The organism is Erythrobacter sp. HL-111 (genome assembly GCF_900105095.1).
Classification (GTDB): domain Bacteria; phylum Pseudomonadota; class Alphaproteobacteria; order Sphingomonadales; family Sphingomonadaceae; genus Erythrobacter.
On record NZ_LT629743.1, the window covers coordinates 2,907,501 to 2,926,707 of the forward strand.

The window sequence follows — 19,207 nt, forward strand, 5'->3', positions numbered from 1 at the left end:
AGCTGGGAGAGCACCTGCTTTGCAAGCAGGGGGTCATCGGTTCGATCCCGATAGGCTCCACCAGGCAAGCATCTGATGATGAAACGAAAACAGATCCCGTCTTCGGACGGGTCAGGCGGATTTGCCGCCGTTCTTTGACATTGTGAATGGGTTTTTAAATCGATGCCGTGGCGGTATCGTCGTGAAGGTCGGGGCCTTGTGGCTCGCGGTCCGACGCGATCGATATCATCACAAATCAATCAAATTGATTATCTGGCTGAGATAATTCTCCCACCATCTTCAAGCGTTCGGGCTTTTATGCAGGCCTGTCGTTGATGGTGTGGATTCTCAAGCGTGAGGTAAGAGCATTTGGTGGATGCCTTGGCATGTACAGGCGATGAAGGACGTGGCACGCTGCGATAAGCGTCGGGGAGTTGTGAGCAAACTTTGATCCGGCGATTTCCGAATGGGGAAACCCACCTTCACCATTTCTTATCGGTCATCACTCGTGATGGTCGGTGAGAGGTGGATAAGGTATCACCGAGCTGAATATATAGGCTTGGTGAAGCGAACCCGGGGAACTGAAACATCTCAGTACCCGGAGGAAAAGACATCAACCGAGATTCCCGTAGTAGTGGCGAGCGAACCGGGACCAGGCCAGTGCCTTCATTTCAACTAGCAGAACACTCTGGAAAGTGTGGCCATAGCGGGTGACAGCCCCGTATGCGAAAGTGATGATGAAGGCCTCGAGTAGGGCGGGACACGTGAAATCCTGTCTGAACATGGGGGGACCACCCTCCAAGCCTAAATACTCGTACATGACCGATAGCGAACACAGTACCGTGAGGGAAAGGTGAAAAGCACCCCGATTAGGGGAGTGAAACAGTACCTGAAACCGAATGCTTACAATCAGTTGGAGCCCCATAGGGGGTGACAGCGTACCTCTTGCATAATGGGTCAGTGACTTAATCTAGCATGCGAGCTTAAGCCGTTAGGTGTAGGCGAAGCGAAAGCGAGTCTGAATAGGGCGACCGAGTATGTTGGATTAGACCCGAACCCCGGCGATCTAGGCATGAGCAGGCTGAAGGTGCGGTAACACGCACTGGAGGGCCGAACCGTTGCATGTTGAAAAATGCTCGGATGACTTGTGTTTAGGGGTGAAAGGCCAATCAAGCCGGGAAATAGCTGGTTCTCCGCGAAATCTATTGAGGTAGAGCGTCAGATGTATGCCGATGGGGGTAGAGCACTGGATGGGCTAGGGCTGCGCGAGCGGTACCAAACCTAACCAAACTCCGAATACCATCGAGTCTTGTCTGGCAGACAGACGGCGGGTGCTAAGGTCCGTCGTCAAAAGGGAAACAGCCCTAACCTACAGCTAAGGTCCCCAAGTCGTATCTAAGTGGGAAAGCATGTGGGAAGCCCAAAACAACCAGGAGGTTGGCTTAGAAGCAGCCATCCTTTAAAGAAAGCGTAACAGCTCACTGGTCTAAATAAGGCTTCCTGCGGCGAAGATGTAACGGGGCTAAAGATACGCACCGAAGCTTAGGGTTGCAGTTTACTGCAGCGGTAGCGGAGCGTTCCGTAAGTGGATGAAGGAGAAGGGTAACCGACTCTGGACATATCGGAAGTGCGAATGCTGACATGAGTAGCGACAAAGAGGGTGAGATGCCCTCTCGCCGAAAGACCAAGGGTTCCTGCGCAACGCTAATCGGCGCAGGGTGAGCCGGCCCCTAAGACGAGCCCGAAGGGGGTAGTCGATGGGAACCACGTTAATATTCGTGGGCCTGGAGATGTGTGACGGATTGCGGAAGTTGTGTGTCCTTATTGGATTGGGCATGCAGCCAAGTCGTCCCGGGAAATAGCCTCTCCATATAGACCGTACCCGAAACCGACACAGGTGGTCAGGTAGAGTATACCAAGGCGCTTGAGAGAAGTATCCTGAAGGAACTCGGCAAATTGCCTCCGTACCTTCGGAAGAAGGAGGCCCCGTCTCGAGGCAACTCTTGACGGGGGGCACAGGCCAGGGGGTAGCGACTGTTTATCAAAAACACAGGACTCTGCTAAGTCGGCTTCAAGACGACGTATAGGGTCTGACGCCTGCCCGGTGCTGGAAGGTTAAGAGGAGGAGTGCAAGCTCCGAATTGAAGCCCCAGTAAACGGCGGCCGTAACTATAACGGTCCTAAGGTAGCGAAATTCCTTGTCGGGTAAGTTCCGACCTGCACGAATGGCGTAACGACTTCCCCACTGTCTCCAGGATATGCTCAGCGAAATTGAATTCTCCGTGAAGATGCGGAGTACCCGCGGTTAGACGGAAAGACCCCGTGCACCTTTACTGCAGCTTCAGAGTGGCATTAGGAAAGAGTTGTGTAGCATAGGTGGGAGGCTTTGAAGCGACGGCGCCAGCTGTCGTGGAGCCATAGGTGAAATACCACCCTGCTGTTTTCTGATGTCTAACCAGCTACCGTTATCCGGTAGTGGGACCCTCTGTGGCGGGTAGTTTGACTGGGGCGGTCGCCTCCTAAAGAGTAACGGAGGCGCGCGATGGTAGGCTCAGGACGGTTGGAAACCGTCTGCGAGAGTGCAATGGCATAAGCCTGCCTGACTGCGAGACTGACAAGTCGAGCAGAGACGAAAGTCGGTCATAGTGATCCGGTGGTCCCTCGTGGAAGGGCCATCGCTCAACGGATAAAAGGTACGCCGGGGATAACAGGCTGATGATTCCCAAGAGCTCATATCGACGGAATCGTTTGGCACCTCGATGTCGGCTCATCACATCCTGGGGCTGGAGCAGGTCCCAAGGGTTTGGCTGTTCGCCAATTAAAGTGGTACGTGAGCTGGGTTCAGAACGTCGCGAGACAGTTTGGTCCCTATCTGCCGTGGGCGTCGATACTTGAAAGGAGTTGCCCCTAGTACGAGAGGACCGGGGTGAACGTGCCTCTGGTGTACCTGTCATCCTGCCAAGGGTGCCGCAGGGTAGCTATGCACGGACGGGATAACCGCTGAAAGCATCTAAGCGGGAAGCCTCCCTTGAGATTAGGTATCTTCGAACCGTCATAGACCATGACGTTGATAGGCCGGGTGTGGAAGCGCAGTAATGTGTGGAGCTAACCGGTCCTAATAGTTCTGATCGCGCTTGAGAATTCGCACTGTCAACGAGAGGCCTGCAATGGCCGCTCGCCGATGACGAGAATTGTCGAGGCCAGATACGCCCTTTGCACCAGGCTTGCCGGATTGACGGCGGGCCCATCGATTTAGACCCGCGCTTCGCCGGCTTCATTGCTTGGTGGCCATAGCGTCCGTGACCCACCCGATCCCATCTCGAACTCGGCCGTGAAACCGGACTGCGCCGATGGTACTGTGTCCTAAGGCACGGAAGAGTAGGTCGCCGCCAGGCATTGCAGCCGGCGAGCGCGCGGGAAACCCATTCGCAAGTCAAAGGGCTGGCCTTCGGGTCGGCCCTTTTGGCGTCTCTGGGCACGTGCCCGTTGATGCCGCCTCTCCGGGGTCATGGCCCGGAGGGTCAGACCTCCAGGGTAAATGCCTTGGGCAGGCCATCCGCAGCGATGCGACGAAACGTCGCATACTCGGATCGGCGACACAAATGCTGACGCGGGATGGAGCAGTCCGGTAGCTCGTCAGGCTCATAACCTGAAGGTCGTTGGTTCAAATCCAACTCCCGCAACCAGCGCGCATCTTGACACCTGAACACTCGGGCGAACCGGCTGTTTCCGGTCGGACGCTTGCGTGCCGGGGTGTGCCTTGCCGTCCTCACGGTGAAGGCGCTCTCCCTGCTCGAAGGAGGCCGTGCCGACAGGACCCGTTGCATCGTCGCTGTCGTTGCCCCTTAATTCCCGGACAGTTCCTCACTGGTTGATTGGGTGATGTATTCTCGCGGGGCGAGGTAGCCAAGTGCGCGATGCGGGTGGACGGTGTTGTAGTGGTGGAACCAGCTGGGCAGCTGGTTGATCACGGCTCTGGCGTTGGGCTTTTCGGCGACGCGGACGTAGTCGCGCTTCATGGTGCGCACGAACGCTTCGGCCATGCCGTTGGACTGCGGGCTTTCGATGGGTGTCGTGCGCGGCCTGAGGTTGATCTCGCGGGCGAAGCGACGGGTCTCCCTGGCGGTGTAGCAACTGCCGTTATCGGTCAGCCATTCGATGGTAGTAGGGAGCCTGTTCACGCGGCCGAAGCGGTGCTCGACGGTGGCGGTCATGAGATCGCGCACGTCCTCGGCGGATATGCCTGCGGTGGTGGCAACAAAGCCCATCGCCTCGCGATCGCAGCAGTCGAGCGAGAAGGCGACCCGCACCTTCTCGCCGTTATCGCAGCCGATCTCGAAGCCGTCGGAGCACCAGCGGGTGTTGCGGGTATCGACCGCGACCCGCCCATCGTGGCGGCGCTCGTCACCCTTTCCGCTATGGCGCTGGAGCAGCAGGCCATGCACCTTCATCACTCGGTAGACCCGCTTGGCATTGGGCGCAGATGGCCCGCCATTGCGCGCCTGCCGCCGCAGGAGCGCATGGATCCGGCGGTAGCCATAGGTCGGCAGTTCGGCGATCAGGGCCTGGATACGCGCGACGAGCTCCTCCTCAGGCAGTGGAGGCCGGCCGCGGCGGCGTGCAGGAGCCTTGCGTCTGGCTGACGAGAGATGCTGCCGGGAGACGCCAAGCGCTCTCGCAACCGCGCTCACAGGTCGCCCTCCGGCAACGAGAGCGTGCGCAACGCTGTTTTTTTGGGTCCGGCCACGCGCGAGATCGCCTCGCGCAGGATCTCGTTCTCCATGGTCTTCTTACCGAGCATGCGCTGCAGCTCGCGCACCTGGTTCTCCAGCGCGCGATACTCGCTCGCCGGAACCACCTCGCCGCCAGCGCGGGTGGCGGACAGGGCGCCGCTTGCCGCCTGCCGGCGCCAGCCAAAAAGCTGGTTCGGCGCGACCCCGTGCATGCGCGCCACAAGCGACACGCTGTTGCCGGGCAGGAAGGTCTCTTCGACCATGCGGAGCTTCTCTTCCGGGGTCCAGCGCCTACGGCGCTGAACCCCTCCGAGAACCTCCGCATGCACATAGTTCCTGGGATTACTGTCGGTCATATGCCTCACTCTTACATAAGTGTGAGGTCCTGTCCGGTCATTTTGGGGGCCGCTTCAGTCGCGATCAACGTCGACCTTCGGCCCTGCGGCTGCGAGCCGAGGAGTTGCCTCTCCGGCGACAAAGACCGGACGCCCCGGTATCGTCGCGCACCTTCGCCCACCTTCGCACGCGGCTTGCCCGGCATGGCCGGCGCCCGCAACCTGCACGAAAATCGATGAAATGGCGGGACACGCTTTCCGCACCCCCACGCGCCCATTCTCCCGCCTTCCCGCGATTCTCCGGGTCAGGCAGCGAACCCGCTGCGTCGAAAGCCGCGCTAGAGCTCGAAGCCCCAGCGCCGGTAATCCGCACGGATCCGCGGGCTGCGGGCGAGAGCGGCGGCGATGTCGTCTTCGGCGTCGTCCCGCCCCATCGCCCGCCGGATCAGCCCGCGCAGCAGCAGCGTTTCGGTCTGGTCCGGCGATAGGTCGAGCGCCGTCTCGGCATCGGCCAGCGCCTCGTCCAAGCGGCCGTTGCGAAGGAAGATCAGCGCCCGGCTGTCGAGCGCCATGGCCGTGTTCGCGCTGTTCTCGACCGCCCGCGTGCAGGTCGGCAGGGCGTCCGCGATCTCGACCTGCCAGGTTCCCATGTACCAGCACTTGGCGTTGAGCACCGAGCCGTCGTTCGGCGTATCGAGCAGCAATTCCGCGAACCGGTCGAGCCCGGCGAGCCCGTCGCCTTCCAGCGCCTCGACATCGGCGAGGGCATAGGCGAGCAGGCGCTGGACCTCCTCGTCGCCGTCGACCTCGGCCAGCAGCTCGCGCGCCTCGTCGGTCCGGCCGAGCTCGGTCAGCGTCCGGGCGAGCGCGAGCGCGCGTTCCGGCGTGGGGTCGAGCAGCCAGGCTTCCTCGAGATCCGCCGCCGCGCTTTCCGGGTCGCGCAGTTCGGCATGGACGAAGGCCCGGTCCTGGAACAGCTTCGCGGTCGCCTCTATATCGATCGCCGCGTCCATGTCGGCGAGCGCGCCTTCGAAATCATAGGTGATGAACCGGAAATTCGCGCGGCGCAGCAGCGGGTCGGTGTCGTCGGGCTGCTCCGCGATCATCCGGGCGAACATGGCCTCGATCCCGGCCAGCTCGCTGCGGTCCCCGCCGCCCGCGAACCGCCAGCGCCGCGGCATGTCCTCTGGCACGATCACCTTGAGCTTTTCCCGCGCGAGGCCGAGCGCCTTGCGGCGTTCGACGCGAATATCCTCGGGCGCGATCTCGCCGCCGAGGCTGGTCTGCTTTTCCGACACGACCAATTCGCCGTCCCCCAGCTTCACCTCGCGTTCGAACCGCTGGTTCGCGACGGTCACGTCGAGCTCCCGCTCGCCGCGGATCTCGAACGCGCCGCGCGTCTCGGGCAGGGTGATGCGATAGGTCCCGAGCGAGGCCCCCGGCGGCGGGACGCTCGCCGGAAGGTCGCGCCACGCGCGGCGCGAGCGGTCGGGGCGGAAACGGAACGAGCCCGAGGCGAGGCGCGGCTCGATCTGGCCGACCGACCCGTCATAGCTGACGAGGCTCGGGAACAGCGCCTCGACGATCACCGTCGCCTCGCTGTCGTCCGCGCCCGGTTCGATCCGCAGGTCGACGACGCTTACGTTGCTGCCGGCGAAATTCGCGATCCGCGTGCCGAGCGCCCGCCGGTTGTCGTCGGTCAGCTTTTCCGCCGAAACGTTCATCTGCGCCGCCGCCGGGCCGAGCAGCGTCATCGTGATCGTCCCGGGCATGGGCAGGTCCCCGCCGAGGCGCGCGTCGAGCGCGAATTCGAGCGTCGCGTCGGCAACGCGCGGCACGTCCTGCACGATCTCTTCCAGCTGCGCGCCTTCGGGCCGGATCGGCAGCGCGTAGAGGAAGGGCGGGACATTGCCCGCGATCGCGGCATTGGCGCCGATCCCGGTCCCGTCGAGATAGTAGCGTTTTCCATCTATCGTGGCGCGCACCAGCACGTGATCGAACGCGCCGGGCAGGGGGAGCGAGCTTTCGACCACCGCGCCGCGCGAAATCGAGGCAAGAACCGGTTCGGCCGCGATCCCGAGTTCATCGAGAAGGGCGAGCAGGATGAGCGTCTTGGCCTTGCAGTCGCCGTATTTCCTCTCCCACGTCGTCGCCACGTCCTGCGGGATGTAATTGCCCCCGTCGAGCCCGTTCATGAGGTAGCGGATATCCTCCTGCACGAGCTTGAGCGCGGCGACCGCCCGGCCGAGTTCGTCGCTTTCGTCCCGGCGGATCGCCTCGATCCTCGCCGAAAGGTCGTCGAGCCCGGCGAGCGCGCCCTCGACCCGGTACAAGGGGGCCATCACGCTCGAAACCTCGCTCCAGCCGGCGAAGGTGCCGAGCTGGAGGATCGGCGGCTGGCGATAGCGCACCGGCGCGTCGGCGGGATATTCCTCCGCCTCGGGCAGGGGCAGCCTCACGTCGAGCCGGGCGAAGCCTTCCCGCCGCTCCACCGGCGGCAGGTCGAAATCCGGCCCGGCGCGGTATTCGACCGGCAGGCCGTCCTCCCACGAGACCAGCACCCGGCCGAAGTCGGCGAACTTGTTCGGCTCGCGCCAGAGCATGGTCTGGGACTGCACCTCCTCGCCCAGCGCCTGATCGGAATTGGTCACCGAAGAGCGCACGCGCAGCTCGTCGCCGACCTGCAGGCCGGGGACGGACAGGGTCGCGGTGAGCGAGCCGTCGAGGATCTGCTGTTCGAGCATCTGTTCGCGCCGCAGGACCTCCATCTCCTCGCCCGCGGCGATCACGTCGATCGTCTCGCCATCGCGCAGGATGGCGATTTCATGAACGATGAGATCGCCCTTGTCGGGCAGCCATTCGGCGGTGATCGTGCCGATCCGCGTCATCTCCTGGAGCGAGGAAACGCGGTAGACATTGTCGAAATATTCCCAGAGGCGGCCGCTCTCTATGCGGACCTGCTTGTCCTGCACCACCATGGCATTCGCGGGGTCGCGTTCCACCTCGTCGAGATCGACCGGTTCGACCCAGTCGGGCGCGGGGGCGTAGACCACCTCGTCCCCGGCCAGCGCGGGCGCGGCGAGCGCGAGCCCGCTCGACGCGGCGAGCGCGCCCTTCAGCGCCGCGAGGGAACTGCGTTTGGGGAACGTGTCGGTGCGGGGCCGCGCGATTGCCAAGAAGTGTCCTTTCCCTGCCTGCCGGGCGCCCTGTCGATGGCCGCGCCCGGTCCGTCGCGATTGTTTCACGATCGGCCGGAATGTCACGTCTTTTCTTGCACTTTGCCGGTGGCCACGGCTCGCGCGATCAGGCCTCGCGCACGCGGGCGAGGAAGGCGCGGACCTGTTCGTTGAGCGTCGAGGCCTGTCTTTCGAGGCTGGTCGCGCTCGAGAGCACCTGGCTCGCCGCCGCGCCGGTCGAAAGCGACAGGGCGCGCACGTCCTCGATATTGCCGGCGACCTTCTCGGTCCCGCGGGCGGCGAGGTCGATGCTGCGCGCAAGGTCCTGTCCGGCGACCGATTGCTGGTCGACCGCGGTGGCAATCGAGACGGCGGTGGCTTCGAGTTCGCGCACCTGGCCCGCAATCGAACGCAGGGCCGAAACGCTTGCCCCGGTCGTGTCCTGCATCGCGCGGATCTGTTCGGCGACCTGTTCGGTCGCGCGGCTGGTCTGCATGGCGAGTTCCTTGACCTCGCTCGCCACCACGGCAAACCCGCGCCCGGCCTCGCCCCCGCGCGCTGCCTCGATCGAGGCGTTCAGGGCGAGGAGGTTGGTGCGCTGGGCGATGGTCTGGATCAGCTCGACGATCTGGCCGACCTGTTCGGCCGAGCTCGACAGCGCGGAAATGGTCGTGTCCGCCTCGGTCGTGGCGTCCGCCGCAAGCCGGGCGAGTTCGGAGGAGGAGGTCGCCTGGCGGCTGATTTCCTCGATCGAGAGGGCGAATTCGTCGCTCGCCGCGGCGGCCGCGGTCGCACCGGTGTTGGCTTCTTCCATGTTGGCCGCGAGGTCGGTCGAGCGCGCGCTCGCCTCCTCGGCGGTCTCGGCCATGCGCGCGGCGGTGGTCTGCAGCTCGCTCGACGCGCTGGCGACGCCGGTGACGACTTCGCCGACGGTGCGCTCGAACTGCTTGGCGACTTCCGCGAGCAGGGCGGCCTTGCGCTGTTCGGCCTCCTCGCGTTCGCGGGCGCGTTCCTGCTGGAGGCGGACTTCTTCGTCGGCGCGTTCGGCGCGTTCGCGTGCCCACAGCTCCATCTGGCGGCTGGCACGCTTGAACTTGCCGAGCGCGCGGAGCATTTCGCCGATCTCGTCGCGGCGCTCGGCGCCCTCGATCTCGAAGCGGCGGTCCCCCTTCGCGAGGCGCGACATGCCGTGGGTGATCTCGGTGATCTTGCGCGAGAAATCGCGCGAGAGATAGGCGAGGCCGAACAGCAGCACGACCGCCGCGAACATGCCGAGCGTGGCGACGATGCCGATCATGCTGAAGAAATAGTCGATCCCCGTGCGTTGCAGGTTCTGGCCGTATTCCTCGATGTCGCCGGCGAATTCGCGCGAGGCGTCGAACAGCGCATCGCCCTTGTCCGAGATTTCATAGGCGAGCGCGATCGCGCGTTCGCTGCGCCCCTCGCTGCCGAGCACGGCGACGGTGCGCTCGAAGGTGCGGTTGTAATCGACGATGTCCTCGCGGATCGCGTCGGCTTCGCCCTCGATCGAGGGGGCGTGCTCGGCGAGGACGGCCTCGATCGCATCGACCTGCGCGATCGCGGCCTCGTAGCTTTCGCGCTGGCGGACCAGCATTTCGGGTTCGGATTCGAACAGGAAGCGGGCGGTGTTGTAGCGCAGTTCGCCGGTGGTGCTGCGAAGCTCGGTCGAGGCGATGACGGCGTTCTGGACCTCGGCCGAGGTGTTGTAGCGGAACCACAATTCGGTAAGCCCCGCGCCCAGCACCAGCGCCATCGCGAAACCGGCGGCGAAGAAGGTGCCGAAGACGGAGTGGATCTTGGCCGACAGGCTGAGGTTGCGGAACCAGCCGATTCGTTCGAGCAGGGTGCGGCGCGGCGCGCGGGCCGTGCCCGCCGCATCGGTGTCGGCGAGCAGGTCCTCGTCGAACACGTCGTCCTCGCCGTCGAGGAATGCGGGATCGAGCCGGTCGGGCACCGCCTTCTCCTCGCGCTGCTCCTGCAAAGACATCATGTTCATGGCGCTTCCCCAAAGCCCGTGGCGGTCCCCCCGAGGGGCGCGACTACGTGCAATTCCTAAAGGAAAACCCTTTCCAAAACCTTGTCCCCGCAACGTGCCGCGCGATCACGGGGTCAGCCGGCGCGCACCTTGACGAGGAAGGAATTGACCTGTGCGCGCAGGGTGGAAGCCTGTTCCTCGAGGCTGGTCGCGCTCGAGAGCACCTGGCTCGCGGCCGATCCGGTGGACAGCGCGAGGTCGCGCACGTCCTCGATATGGCCGGCGACCTTCTCGGTCCCGCGGGCGGCAAGGTCGATGCTGCGCGCGAGGTCCTGTCCCGCGACCGATTGCTGGTCGACCGCGGTGGCGATGGAAACCGCCGTGCTTTCGAGCTCCTGCACCTGCGTGGCGATCGCGCGCAGGGCCGAAACGCTCGCCCCGGTCGTGTCCTGCATGGCGCGGATCTGTTCGGCGACCTGTTCGGTCGCGCGGCTGGTCTGCATGGCGAGCTCCTTGACCTCGCTTGCGACCACCGCGAAGCCACGTCCGGCCTCGCCTCCGCGGGCCGCCTCGATGCTCGCGTTCAGGGCGAGCAGGTTGGTGCGCTGGGCGATGGTCTGGATCAGTTCGACGATCTGGCCGACCTGCTGCGCGCTGTCGGCCAGCGCGGAAATGGTCGCGTCCGCCTCGGTCGCGGAATTCGTGGCCTGCCGCGCGAGTTCGGCGCTGGAGGCAGCCTGGCGGCTGATCTCGCCGATCGACATGGCGAATTCGTCGCTCGCGGCGGCGGCCGCGGTCGCGCCGGCATTGGCTTCCTCCATCGACACGGCGACCTCGCTCGTGCGGCGGCTGGTCTCCTCGGCGGTGGTGGCCATCTCGCGCGAGGTCGATTGCAGCTGGGTCGAAGCGGCGGCGACCCCGCTCACCACGTCTCCCACGGTGCGTTCGAACTGGTCCGCGATGTCGCGCAGCACCCGCTCGCGTTCGAGCCGCGCCTCCTCCTGCTGGAGCTGGAGCCGGGCCTGTTCGTCGAGTTCCTGCTTCGCCCGCTCGGCCCGTTCGCGGCTCAGCTTCTCGAGCCGCTTGCCCGCGCGGTGGAAGATCTCGAGCGCGCGCGCCATCTCGCCGATCTCGTCGCGGCGGTCCTTGGCGGGGATGGACACGTCCTGGTCGCCGCGCGCGAGCTTGGTCATCTGTTCGGTGATGTGCTTGAGCGTGCCGCCGATATTGTGGTCGAAATAGCGCTGAACCGCCAGCGTCAGCACGGTGAGGACGCCGGCGAGCGCAAGGACGATGAAGAACAGCGAGGACAAGAGCGCCGCGCCCGAATCCGACATCGCGTCGGCATCCACTCCGAGCAGCGCGGCCATCCCGGCCGCTTCCTCGAGCACCAGCCCGCCGGTCGCGGTGACTTCGGCGGCGCGGCTCGCCCGGCGGGCGTCGTTCGCGACGGAGCCGAGCGAGCCGAGCTGGCGGCGGAAATCGGCGATACCTTCCTCGACCAGCGCGAGTTTCTCGAACGCGGCGGGATTGCTGTCGCGGACCATTTCGCGCAAGTCCCCGGCTTTCTTGTCGGCATCGGCAAGGCGGCGCAGCGCGGCCTCGCCGCGGTCGGCCTCGCCCCGGGCGACGAGCATTTCGGTGTGGCGCTGAGCTTCGGACAGGTCGACCACCAGGCGTTCGGCCGCGATCGCGTGGTCGTGGATCGTGTTGATGCTTTCTGCCCGGTCGCTGAGGCGCATGAAGCCGAACACGATGAACACGCCCGCGATCAGCGCGAAGCCGAGGTTGACGAAGAAGAACAGCGAGATCTTGCGCCCGATCGAAAGCGCGCCGAACCATGCCGGGAGACCGGACAGGACCGGGCCGGCACCGCGGCGCCTTTCGGCCCCCGATCGTTCGGCTGCGAGATCGACTGCGAGTTCCTGGAGCGCGCTCATGCCGCGTTACCACCCTTTGCTGCTGTGATGCCCGTCGAGGCGTTCTGCGTTTCGACCAGCCGGTCGATTTCATGGGCCGGCATGGCCCTGTAATAGAGCCAGCCCTGGATCTGGTCGCACCCGGCGGCCCGGGCGAGGTCGGCCTGGGGTTCGGTCTCGACCCCCTCCGCCGTCACCCCCATGCCGAGCGCGCGGGCAACCGCGATGCTCGAAAGCATCATCGCCCGGCTGCCCTCGTCCTCGCCCGCCTTCACCACGAGGCTGCGGTCGAGCTTCAGTTTCTCGAACCGGAACTGGCGCAGGAAGCCGATCGAGGCATAGCCGGTGCCGAAATCGTCGAGGCTGATGTGCACACCGAAGCCGCGGATCACGTCGAGCGTGCGCTCGGCGACAACGGGATCGAGCACGAGGCAGGTCTCGGTCACCTCGAGTTCCAGCCGGTGCGGCGGAAAGCCGGTCTCCTCGAGTATCTCGCCGAGCTTGATCGGGAATTCGGGATTGCGCAGCTGGGCCGCGGAAATGTTCACCGACAAGGTGATCTCGTCCCAGCCCAGGGCATCCGTCACCGCCTGGCGCAGGACCCACAGGCCGATCGGGTTGATGAGGCCGGATTCCTCGGCCACCGGGATGAAGGTATTCGGACCGATCACGGGGCCGGTCGTGCGGTTCCAGCGCAGCAGCGATTCCACCGCCACGATCCGTCCGTCGCGCGCCGAGACGAGCGGCTGGTAGGCGAGCTCGAATTCCTCCGCGAGCAGCGCGCGGTGGAGGTCGTCCTCGATCTCGCGCACTGCCTCGCGGTGCTGGTCGAAGGCGCGGTTGAACCAGGTGCAGCGCATCTTGCCGCCGCGCTTCGATGCCGACATCGCGACATCCGCGCGGCGCAGCATCTCCGACGACTCGAGGCGTTCCCCGGGCGCGGAACGGGCGAGGCCGATGCTCGCCCCTACCGAGATCTGCCGCCGCGCCGCAGGCCCTTCGGAAGGCCCGCCGAACGGGAAATCGAGCGTGATCGGGCTCGCCAGCGTTTCGAGCAGGCCGCGGCAGATGCCTTCGAGGATGGTGCCCGCGACCCGGCCGCGCATCAGGGCCGCGAATTCGTCGCCGCCCAGCCGGTAGCAGGTCGCCTCGCGCCCGCAGGCCCGCATCAGCGCGGCGGCGCATTGCCGGATCAGCTCGTCGCCGACCGCGTGGCCGTAATGGTCGTTGACTTCCTTGAAGCTGTCGAGATCGATCAGCGCGAGTGCGACTTCCTCGTCCCCGCGCGCGGATTGCTCGATGTCGCGCAGCAGCGCGCGGCGATTGGCAAGGCCGGTCAGGCTGTCGGTGAAGGAGAGCGATTCGAGCTCGCGGACATTGGCGATCCCCGTGCTGCCGAGCAGGACCAGCGTCGCGGCATAGACCAGGAGACCGGAAACGAGCAGCGAACCGCCGCCCAGGAACTCGATCCGGTCGCTCGCGATGACGACCATGGTGATGAGCCCGAACACCAGGCTCAACACCGCCAAGGGGACGAGAACGAGGCCCGCCGGGGTCAGTCGCAGGGGTTTGCTCTTCACAGGCACTGGTTCATCCCCGTCAGGCCTTCGTGTCCGCGGCCCGATCTTGCCGGGGCACGGGGAATTTCCTAGAAGCCAAGGGCTAAGGAAGCGTAAACCATGCTGCCTCAGCCCGGCGAAACCACCCAGCCCGTGCGGGATGTCGCGGCCGGGCCGGGGCAGTCGGCACGCGAGGCGGGCAGGGCGGGGCGGTAGATGCTCGCCCGGCGGTCGGCGGGGACGAAGGCCTCGGTCTGGCCGACCACGGTTTCGCCCGCGCCGAGCATCAGGAACCCGTCCGGGGCCAGCGCGCCCGCAAGCCGCGCGAAGGCGCGGCGGCGCGTCGCCTGGTCGAAATAGAGCAGCACGTTGCGGCATAGGATGAGATCGACCGGCTGGCGCAGCGGCGGCTCCGACAGGATGTTGTGCTGCTGGAAGCGGGTGATGCGGCGCACCTCCTCGTGGATCTGCCAGCCCGCCGGCGTTTCCTCGAAATGGCGCAGCATCTGGGCGACGCCGAGCCCGCGCTGGATCTCGAACTGGCTGAACAGGCCGGTGCGCGCGGCGCCGATCGCCTTGTGCGAGACATCCGTGCCGAGGATGTCGATGGTCCACCCCGCCCAGCGTTCCTTCTGTTCGGCGAACAGCATGGCGAGCGAGAGGACTTCCTGCCCGGTCGAGCAGCCCGCCGACCAGATCGTCAGCCGCCGTGTCTCGCGGCGCCGCTCGGCGAGCAGGGGGAGGATGTCGGCCGGCAGCTGGTCAAAGGTCGCCTTGTCGCGGAAGAAATAGGTCTCGTTGTTGAGCAGCGCCTCGACCACTTCGGTCGCGAGGTCGCGGTCGGAGGACCGGCGGCGCGGTTCGTCGAGCAGGCAGACGAGCTGGTCGACATTGCTGATGCCGTATTCGCGGAACACGCCGGCAAGCGCGCTCGCGACGCGCCAGCGGCGGCTTTCGGTGAGCTGCTGGCCGGTGCGTTCGGCAAGCAGGTCGGCGACGATCTGGTGCGAGGCCCTGCTGGAATCGATCATGCGTCCGCCGTGTCCCGGCCTAGCGGGCAAGCGTGGCGGGAACCAGGCCCATGATTGCCTCGGCCAGCGTCTCGGGCGGGGCGATGAGAGTCGCAAGATCGGCCTTGGCGACCGCGCCGGGCATACCCCACACCGCGCTCGTTTCGGCATCCTGCGCGAAGATCGTGCCCCCGGCGCGGTGCAGCGCGGCGGCGCCCTCGGCCCCGTCGCGGCCCATCCCCGAGAGGATCACGCCGAGCGCGCGGCCGTCGCAGGCCTCGGCAAGGCTGGCGAGCATCGGGTCGACCGAGGGCAGGCAGCCGCTCGGCATGGGCTCTCCGCAGACGCGCGCGACGAGGTCTTCGCCGCGCCGTTCGACGACCATGTGGCCGTGGCCGGTGGCGACGGCGATCTCGCCCGGGCGGATCGGCGTGCCGTCCTCGGCGATGAGGGCGCGGCGCCCGCTTGCGACCTCGATCTGGCGGGCGAAGACCGGCATGAAGGAGGAGGGCAGGTGCTGCGTGACGCAGATCGGCAGGTCGAATTCCGCCGTCAGGCCGCGCAGCATCAGGTTGAGCGCGTGGATGCCCCCGGTCGAGGCGCCCACGGCAAGCACTTCGGGCCGCTTGGCGCGCAGCAGGCGCTCGCCCTTGGGCAGGCCGCCGCCAGTGCCCGCCGCGGGGCGCACGAGCGCCTCCTCGAGCGCGATCGCTTCGGCCGCGCTGCCGCCCAGCGCGCGGATCTTGGCGAGGAGCTGGTTGCGGTAATCCTCGTTGAAACCGCCCGGGCGCGGCTTGAGCATGGTGTCGGCCGCGCCGGTCGAAAGCGCGGCAAGCGTGTGCTCGGCCCCGTCCTGCGTGAGCGAGGAGACCACCAGCACCTGCACGCCGTCGGCGGTCGCGAGGATCCGGGGCAGTGCCTCGAGCCCGCCCATGCCGGGCATTTCGAGGTCGAGCAGGACCACGTCGGCGGGCGTGCTTTCGAGCTGGACGATCGCGCGTTCGGCGCTGCTCGCGGTGCCGGTGACGACCATCGAGCGGTCGCTTTCCACCATCCGCTTGAAGATCGTGCGCACGGTAAGCGAATCATCGACGATCATCACCCGGATCGCGCCGCGCATCTCGGCGGCCCGCTCGGGAGCCTTGCGATCACCCGGTTTCGGCACCCGGTTCATGCAAAGCCGACCAGCTGGAGCTTGATCTGGAGCGTTTCGTGATCGAACGGCTTCATCACGTATTCGTCCGCCCCGGCCGAAATCGCCTCGCGGATGTGGGCAACGTCGTTCTCGGTGGTGCAGAACACGACCTTGGGCGCATCGCCGCCGGGGCGCTGGCGCAGCCGGGTGATGAACTCGATGCCGGTCATCACCGGCATGTTCCAGTCGAGCAGGATCACGTCGGGCATCGCCGCCTCGCAGGCCTCCAGCCCTTCCTTGCCGTTTTCCGCCTCGCTCACGGTGAAACCGAGCGTCTCGAGGATGTGCCGCGACACCTTACGGATCACCCGCGAATCATCGACGATCAGGCACGTTTTCATGGGACCCCCGGTCGTGGTTTCGTCAGGCGAGCGTAAGGACAAGAGGTAAGTTTTGGATTAAGCCGCTGCACCGAAAGGCTCTTGCCCGCCGGCCGGGCCCGCGATCAGGGCGGGCAGGTCGAGCAGGAGGGCGGGGCCGATCGCGGTCTCGATCATGCCGGTCGCAACGCGCGACCATTCGGGGCCGAACCCGCCGGGGACCTGCCCCGCTTCGGCCGAACCCGTGGTGATGTCGACGATCGCATCGACCCTGAGGGCATAGGAATGGCCCGCCACGGCGACCACCGCGGCGCGGTGATCGGTCGCCCAGCCCTCGCGCCCGAAGCCGAGCGCGAGGCGGCAGTCGATGACGGTCAGCGCCTGGCTCCGCATGGCGGTGATCCCGGCGATGAAAGCGGGGGTGCGCGGGACCGGCGTGACCGCGCCGATCTCGATCACCGAACTCACGTAATGCGCGTGCAGCGCGCAGCGCCGCCCGGCGATCTGGGTCATCACGAGGAGGTCGTTCACGCGGCGTCTCCCCGGTTCTGGCGGTTGCGCGCCCGGTGCAGCGCGTCGACCAGCGCCGCCCGGTCATAGCGGTAGATCGTCTCCGCACCGCCTCGGTCGGGCTGGTCGCTCAGGCGGAGCACCGGCCCCGCGACCGGTCGGTCGAGCGCGGCGGCGACTTCGTAGACATCCTCGAACATGATCGTCAGGGCGACCTCGTCCCCGCCACTGTTCGGCTCGGCGATCTCGTATCCGGCCGAGACGACGAGCGGGGCGAGGATGGTGCGCGCCCATTCGCTTTCGGGCAGGCGGGCAAGCGGGCGCGCGGCGGGTTCGGGCGGTTCGCCGTGCCGGGCGAAGAGATCGTGCCCGTCGATGAGGGTCACGGTCCGCCCCGCGACCAGCGTCACCGCCTCGATCAGCGGATCGTCGGCGACGGGTATCAGCGGTTCGGTCAGTTCGACCGCGTCGTCGACCTCGGCCACCGCGTGGAGGAGTTCGCACGCCCCGTCCGACAGGCGCAGCAGGCGCACCTTGTCGGCAGGAAGCGGCCCGTCCGGCAGGCCGACCAGCGGCAGGATCACCCCGTCGATCACCGCCCGCGCGCGCCCCGTGCTGCGGTCGACCGCGGATGCGGGCGCGGTCTCGATCCGCTTGACCAGTTCGAGCCGGATGCCGCTGCGCCGTCCGGCGAAATCGGTGAAGAGCATCGCCCGCATCGCTTCGTTCGCGCCGCGGCCGGCGTTGTCGGGCGTCCCCTTGAGCACGCGGGTGCGCGCGTCCGAGACGAAGTGGTGCATGGCCGCGATGTTCGTCACGTCGAGCAGCAGGACGGGCCGCCCGTCGTCGAGCAGGGTCGAGCCGGCGTAATAGCCGCTCTTCATTACCGCGGGTGCGAGCGGTTTCACGACGAGGTCCCCGTGGCTGTGGATCCGGTCGACCGCGAGCGCGAAGAGGTCGCCGCTCGCAAGCCGCAGCATGACCATGGTGTGGTCGCCCTCTGCGATGTCGCCGCAATCGAGCCCGAGCACGTCGGATGCGAGAAGGCACGGCACGCGCTGGCCGCGGAAGGTGATGAGCGCGGTTTCGCCCATGCGGGTGTAGTCGAGCGCCTTGGCCGAGGAATGGACGATCTCCTCGACATAGCTTTGGGGGATCGCGAAGCGCTGCTCGCCGGTCTCGACCGTCAGCCCCGCGATGATCGACAGGGTGAGCGGGATCTGGAGCGTGAAGAGCGTGCCGACGCCCGGCTGGCTCGACACCTTGATGGAGCCGCCGACGCGTTCGAGATTCTGCCGCACCACGTCGAGCCCGACCCCGCGCCCGGATACGCCGGTGACCTTCTCGGCGGTGGAGAAGCCGGGTTCGAAGATCAGCTGGAGGATCTTGTCGCGGCCCATCTCGCGCCGCTCGGCTTCGCTGATGAGCCCGGTGGCGACGGCCTTGGTCGCGATCCGTGCCTCGTCCAGCCCGCGCCCGTCGTCGCTGACCACGATCGAGATCGTGTTGCCCGACTGGCGCGCGGCGATCGAGAGCAGCGCGATCTCGCGCTTGCCCGCCGCGAGCCGGTCGGACGGGGGTTCGACCCCGTGGTCGATCGCGTTCCGGATGATGTGGGTGAGCGGGTCGCGCACCACCTCGATCATCTCGCGGTCGAGTTCGACATCGCCGCCCTCGAGATCGATCATGACCTGCTTGCCGAGTTCGCCCGACAGGTCGCGCACGAGCCGGGGGAGCGAGGCGAACAGGGTCTCGATGCGCTGCATCCGCATCCGCGTGATCGCGTCGCGCACGTCGGACAGGATCGTGGTCAGCCGTTCGAACGGTCCGTCGATGGTCGGCTGGTTGCCCGCCTGCCGTAAGCGGTGGGCGAGGTCGTTGCGGGCGAGCACCATGTCGGACACGCCGCTCATCACCCGGTCGAGCAGTTCGACCGGCAGGCGGATCGAGCGCTGTGTCGCGGTGTGGGCGGAGGCGGAGCGGGTCTCGCTGCGTTCTGCTGCGCCGTCTTCTTCCGCCGGGTCCGCTGCGCCGGCGGGGGCGGCTTCCTCGCGCGCGTCGATCTCGATCTCGGGTTCCTCGGCGAGGGCGGCGATCAGCGCCTCGTCCCCGCCCTCGGGGAAATCCTCGCCCGCCTCGATCGCGTCGACCATGGCGGCGATCCGGTCGATGATCGCGAGCACGGCGGAGACCAGCGCGCTGTCGGCGACGCGTCGCCCGGCCCGGCAATCGGCGAGCGCGTCCTCGGCGGCGTGGCTGAGTTCGGCGAGGCGCGGGAAGTCGAAGAAGCCGCAATTGCCCTTGACCGTGTGGACGAAGCGGAAGATCGCGTCGAGCCGCGCGCGGTCGGCCGGATCGGCTTCCCAGGCGATGATCTCGCCCTCGCTCGCCTCCAGCATCTCGCGGGTTTCGGCGACGAAGTCCGCCAGCAGATCGTCCATCCTGCGCGCCCCAGTTGCATCGGTCCGCGCTTTA

At 66.4% G+C, this 19,207-nt stretch carries 10 protein-coding genes, 2 tRNA genes and 2 rRNA genes (1 of these 14 running past the window's edge); 4 read left to right on the forward strand and 10 right to left on the reverse strand.

The genetic code is table 11. The annotated features are described in order from the left end of the window. The 4 genes from BLU08_RS13710 to BLU08_RS13725 all read left to right on the forward strand — a co-directional run. Window positions 1-63: transfer RNA gene (locus BLU08_RS13710), tRNA-Ala, on the forward strand (it extends 13 nt beyond the left edge of the window). 265 nt (window positions 64-328) lie between these two features. Further along, window positions 329-3,118 (forward strand): 23S ribosomal RNA (locus tag BLU08_RS13715). A 141-nt stretch (window positions 3,119-3,259) separates the two neighbouring features. Further along, window positions 3,260-3,374, forward strand: a 5S ribosomal RNA gene (gene rrf, locus BLU08_RS13720). Window positions 3,375-3,588: 214 nt separating this feature from the next. Further along, window positions 3,589-3,665 (forward strand) — tRNA-Met (locus BLU08_RS13725). 159 nt (window positions 3,666-3,824) lie between these two features. Here the strand turns inward: BLU08_RS13725 and BLU08_RS13730 are convergent. The 10 genes from BLU08_RS13730 to BLU08_RS13775 all read right to left on the reverse strand — a co-directional run bounded on the left by BLU08_RS13730 (window position 3,825) and on the right by BLU08_RS13775 (window position 19,173). Beyond that, a protein-coding gene (locus BLU08_RS13730; protein WP_090193779.1) for an IS3 family transposase occupies window positions 3,825-5,068 on the reverse strand; the annotation gives its coding sequence in 2 pieces (ribosomal slippage) (window positions 3,825-4,727 and window positions 4,730-5,068; 1,242 coding nt in all). Window positions 5,069-5,385: 317 nt separating this feature from the next. After that, a complete protein-coding gene (locus BLU08_RS13735) occupies window positions 5,386-8,223 on the reverse strand; it encodes a DUF3857 domain-containing protein (protein ID WP_090200334.1) in 2,838 nt (945 codons plus the stop codon). A gap of 127 nt (window positions 8,224-8,350) precedes the next feature. Next, window positions 8,351-10,240, reverse strand: a complete 1,890-nt coding sequence (locus tag BLU08_RS15540; RefSeq protein WP_233995999.1) for a methyl-accepting chemotaxis protein — start codon at window positions 10,238-10,240, stop codon at window positions 8,351-8,353. A 113-nt stretch (window positions 10,241-10,353) separates the two neighbouring features. Continuing rightward, window positions 10,354-12,159, reverse strand: coding sequence for a methyl-accepting chemotaxis protein (locus BLU08_RS13745; protein ID WP_233996000.1), 1,806 nt, complete (start codon window positions 12,157-12,159; stop codon window positions 10,354-10,356). After that, window positions 12,156-13,718 carry a bifunctional diguanylate cyclase/phosphodiesterase gene (locus tag BLU08_RS13750; protein ID WP_233996001.1) on the reverse strand — a complete coding sequence of 521 codons (1,563 nt, stop codon included), beginning with the start codon at window positions 13,716-13,718 and terminating at the stop codon, window positions 12,156-12,158. The genes BLU08_RS13745 and BLU08_RS13750 overlap by 4 nt, the downstream gene beginning before the upstream one ends. 107 nt (window positions 13,719-13,825) lie before the next feature. Next, window positions 13,826-14,728: a protein-glutamate O-methyltransferase CheR gene (locus BLU08_RS13755; RefSeq protein ID WP_172801041.1), complete on the reverse strand. Its 903-nt coding sequence runs from the start codon at window positions 14,726-14,728 to the stop codon at window positions 13,826-13,828. A gap of 19 nt (window positions 14,729-14,747) precedes the next feature. Then, a complete protein-coding gene (gene cheB, locus BLU08_RS13760; RefSeq protein ID WP_233996002.1) occupies window positions 14,748-15,872 on the reverse strand; it encodes a chemotaxis-specific protein-glutamate methyltransferase CheB in 1,125 nt (374 codons plus the stop codon). Between the two features lie 5 nt (window positions 15,873-15,877). After that, window positions 15,878-16,243 carry a response regulator gene (locus BLU08_RS13765; RefSeq protein ID WP_090200337.1) on the reverse strand — a complete coding sequence of 122 codons (366 nt, stop codon included), beginning with the start codon at window positions 16,241-16,243 and terminating at the stop codon, window positions 15,878-15,880. Window positions 16,244-16,300: 57 nt separating this feature from the next. Then, window positions 16,301-16,753, reverse strand: a complete 453-nt coding sequence (locus BLU08_RS13770; protein WP_090200339.1) for a chemotaxis protein CheW — start codon at window positions 16,751-16,753, stop codon at window positions 16,301-16,303. Next, window positions 16,750-19,173, reverse strand: coding sequence for a chemotaxis protein CheA (locus BLU08_RS13775; RefSeq protein WP_090200341.1), 2,424 nt, complete (start codon window positions 19,171-19,173; stop codon window positions 16,750-16,752). The genes BLU08_RS13770 and BLU08_RS13775 overlap by 4 nt, the downstream gene beginning before the upstream one ends. Between the last annotated feature and the right edge of the window lie 34 nt (window positions 19,174-19,207).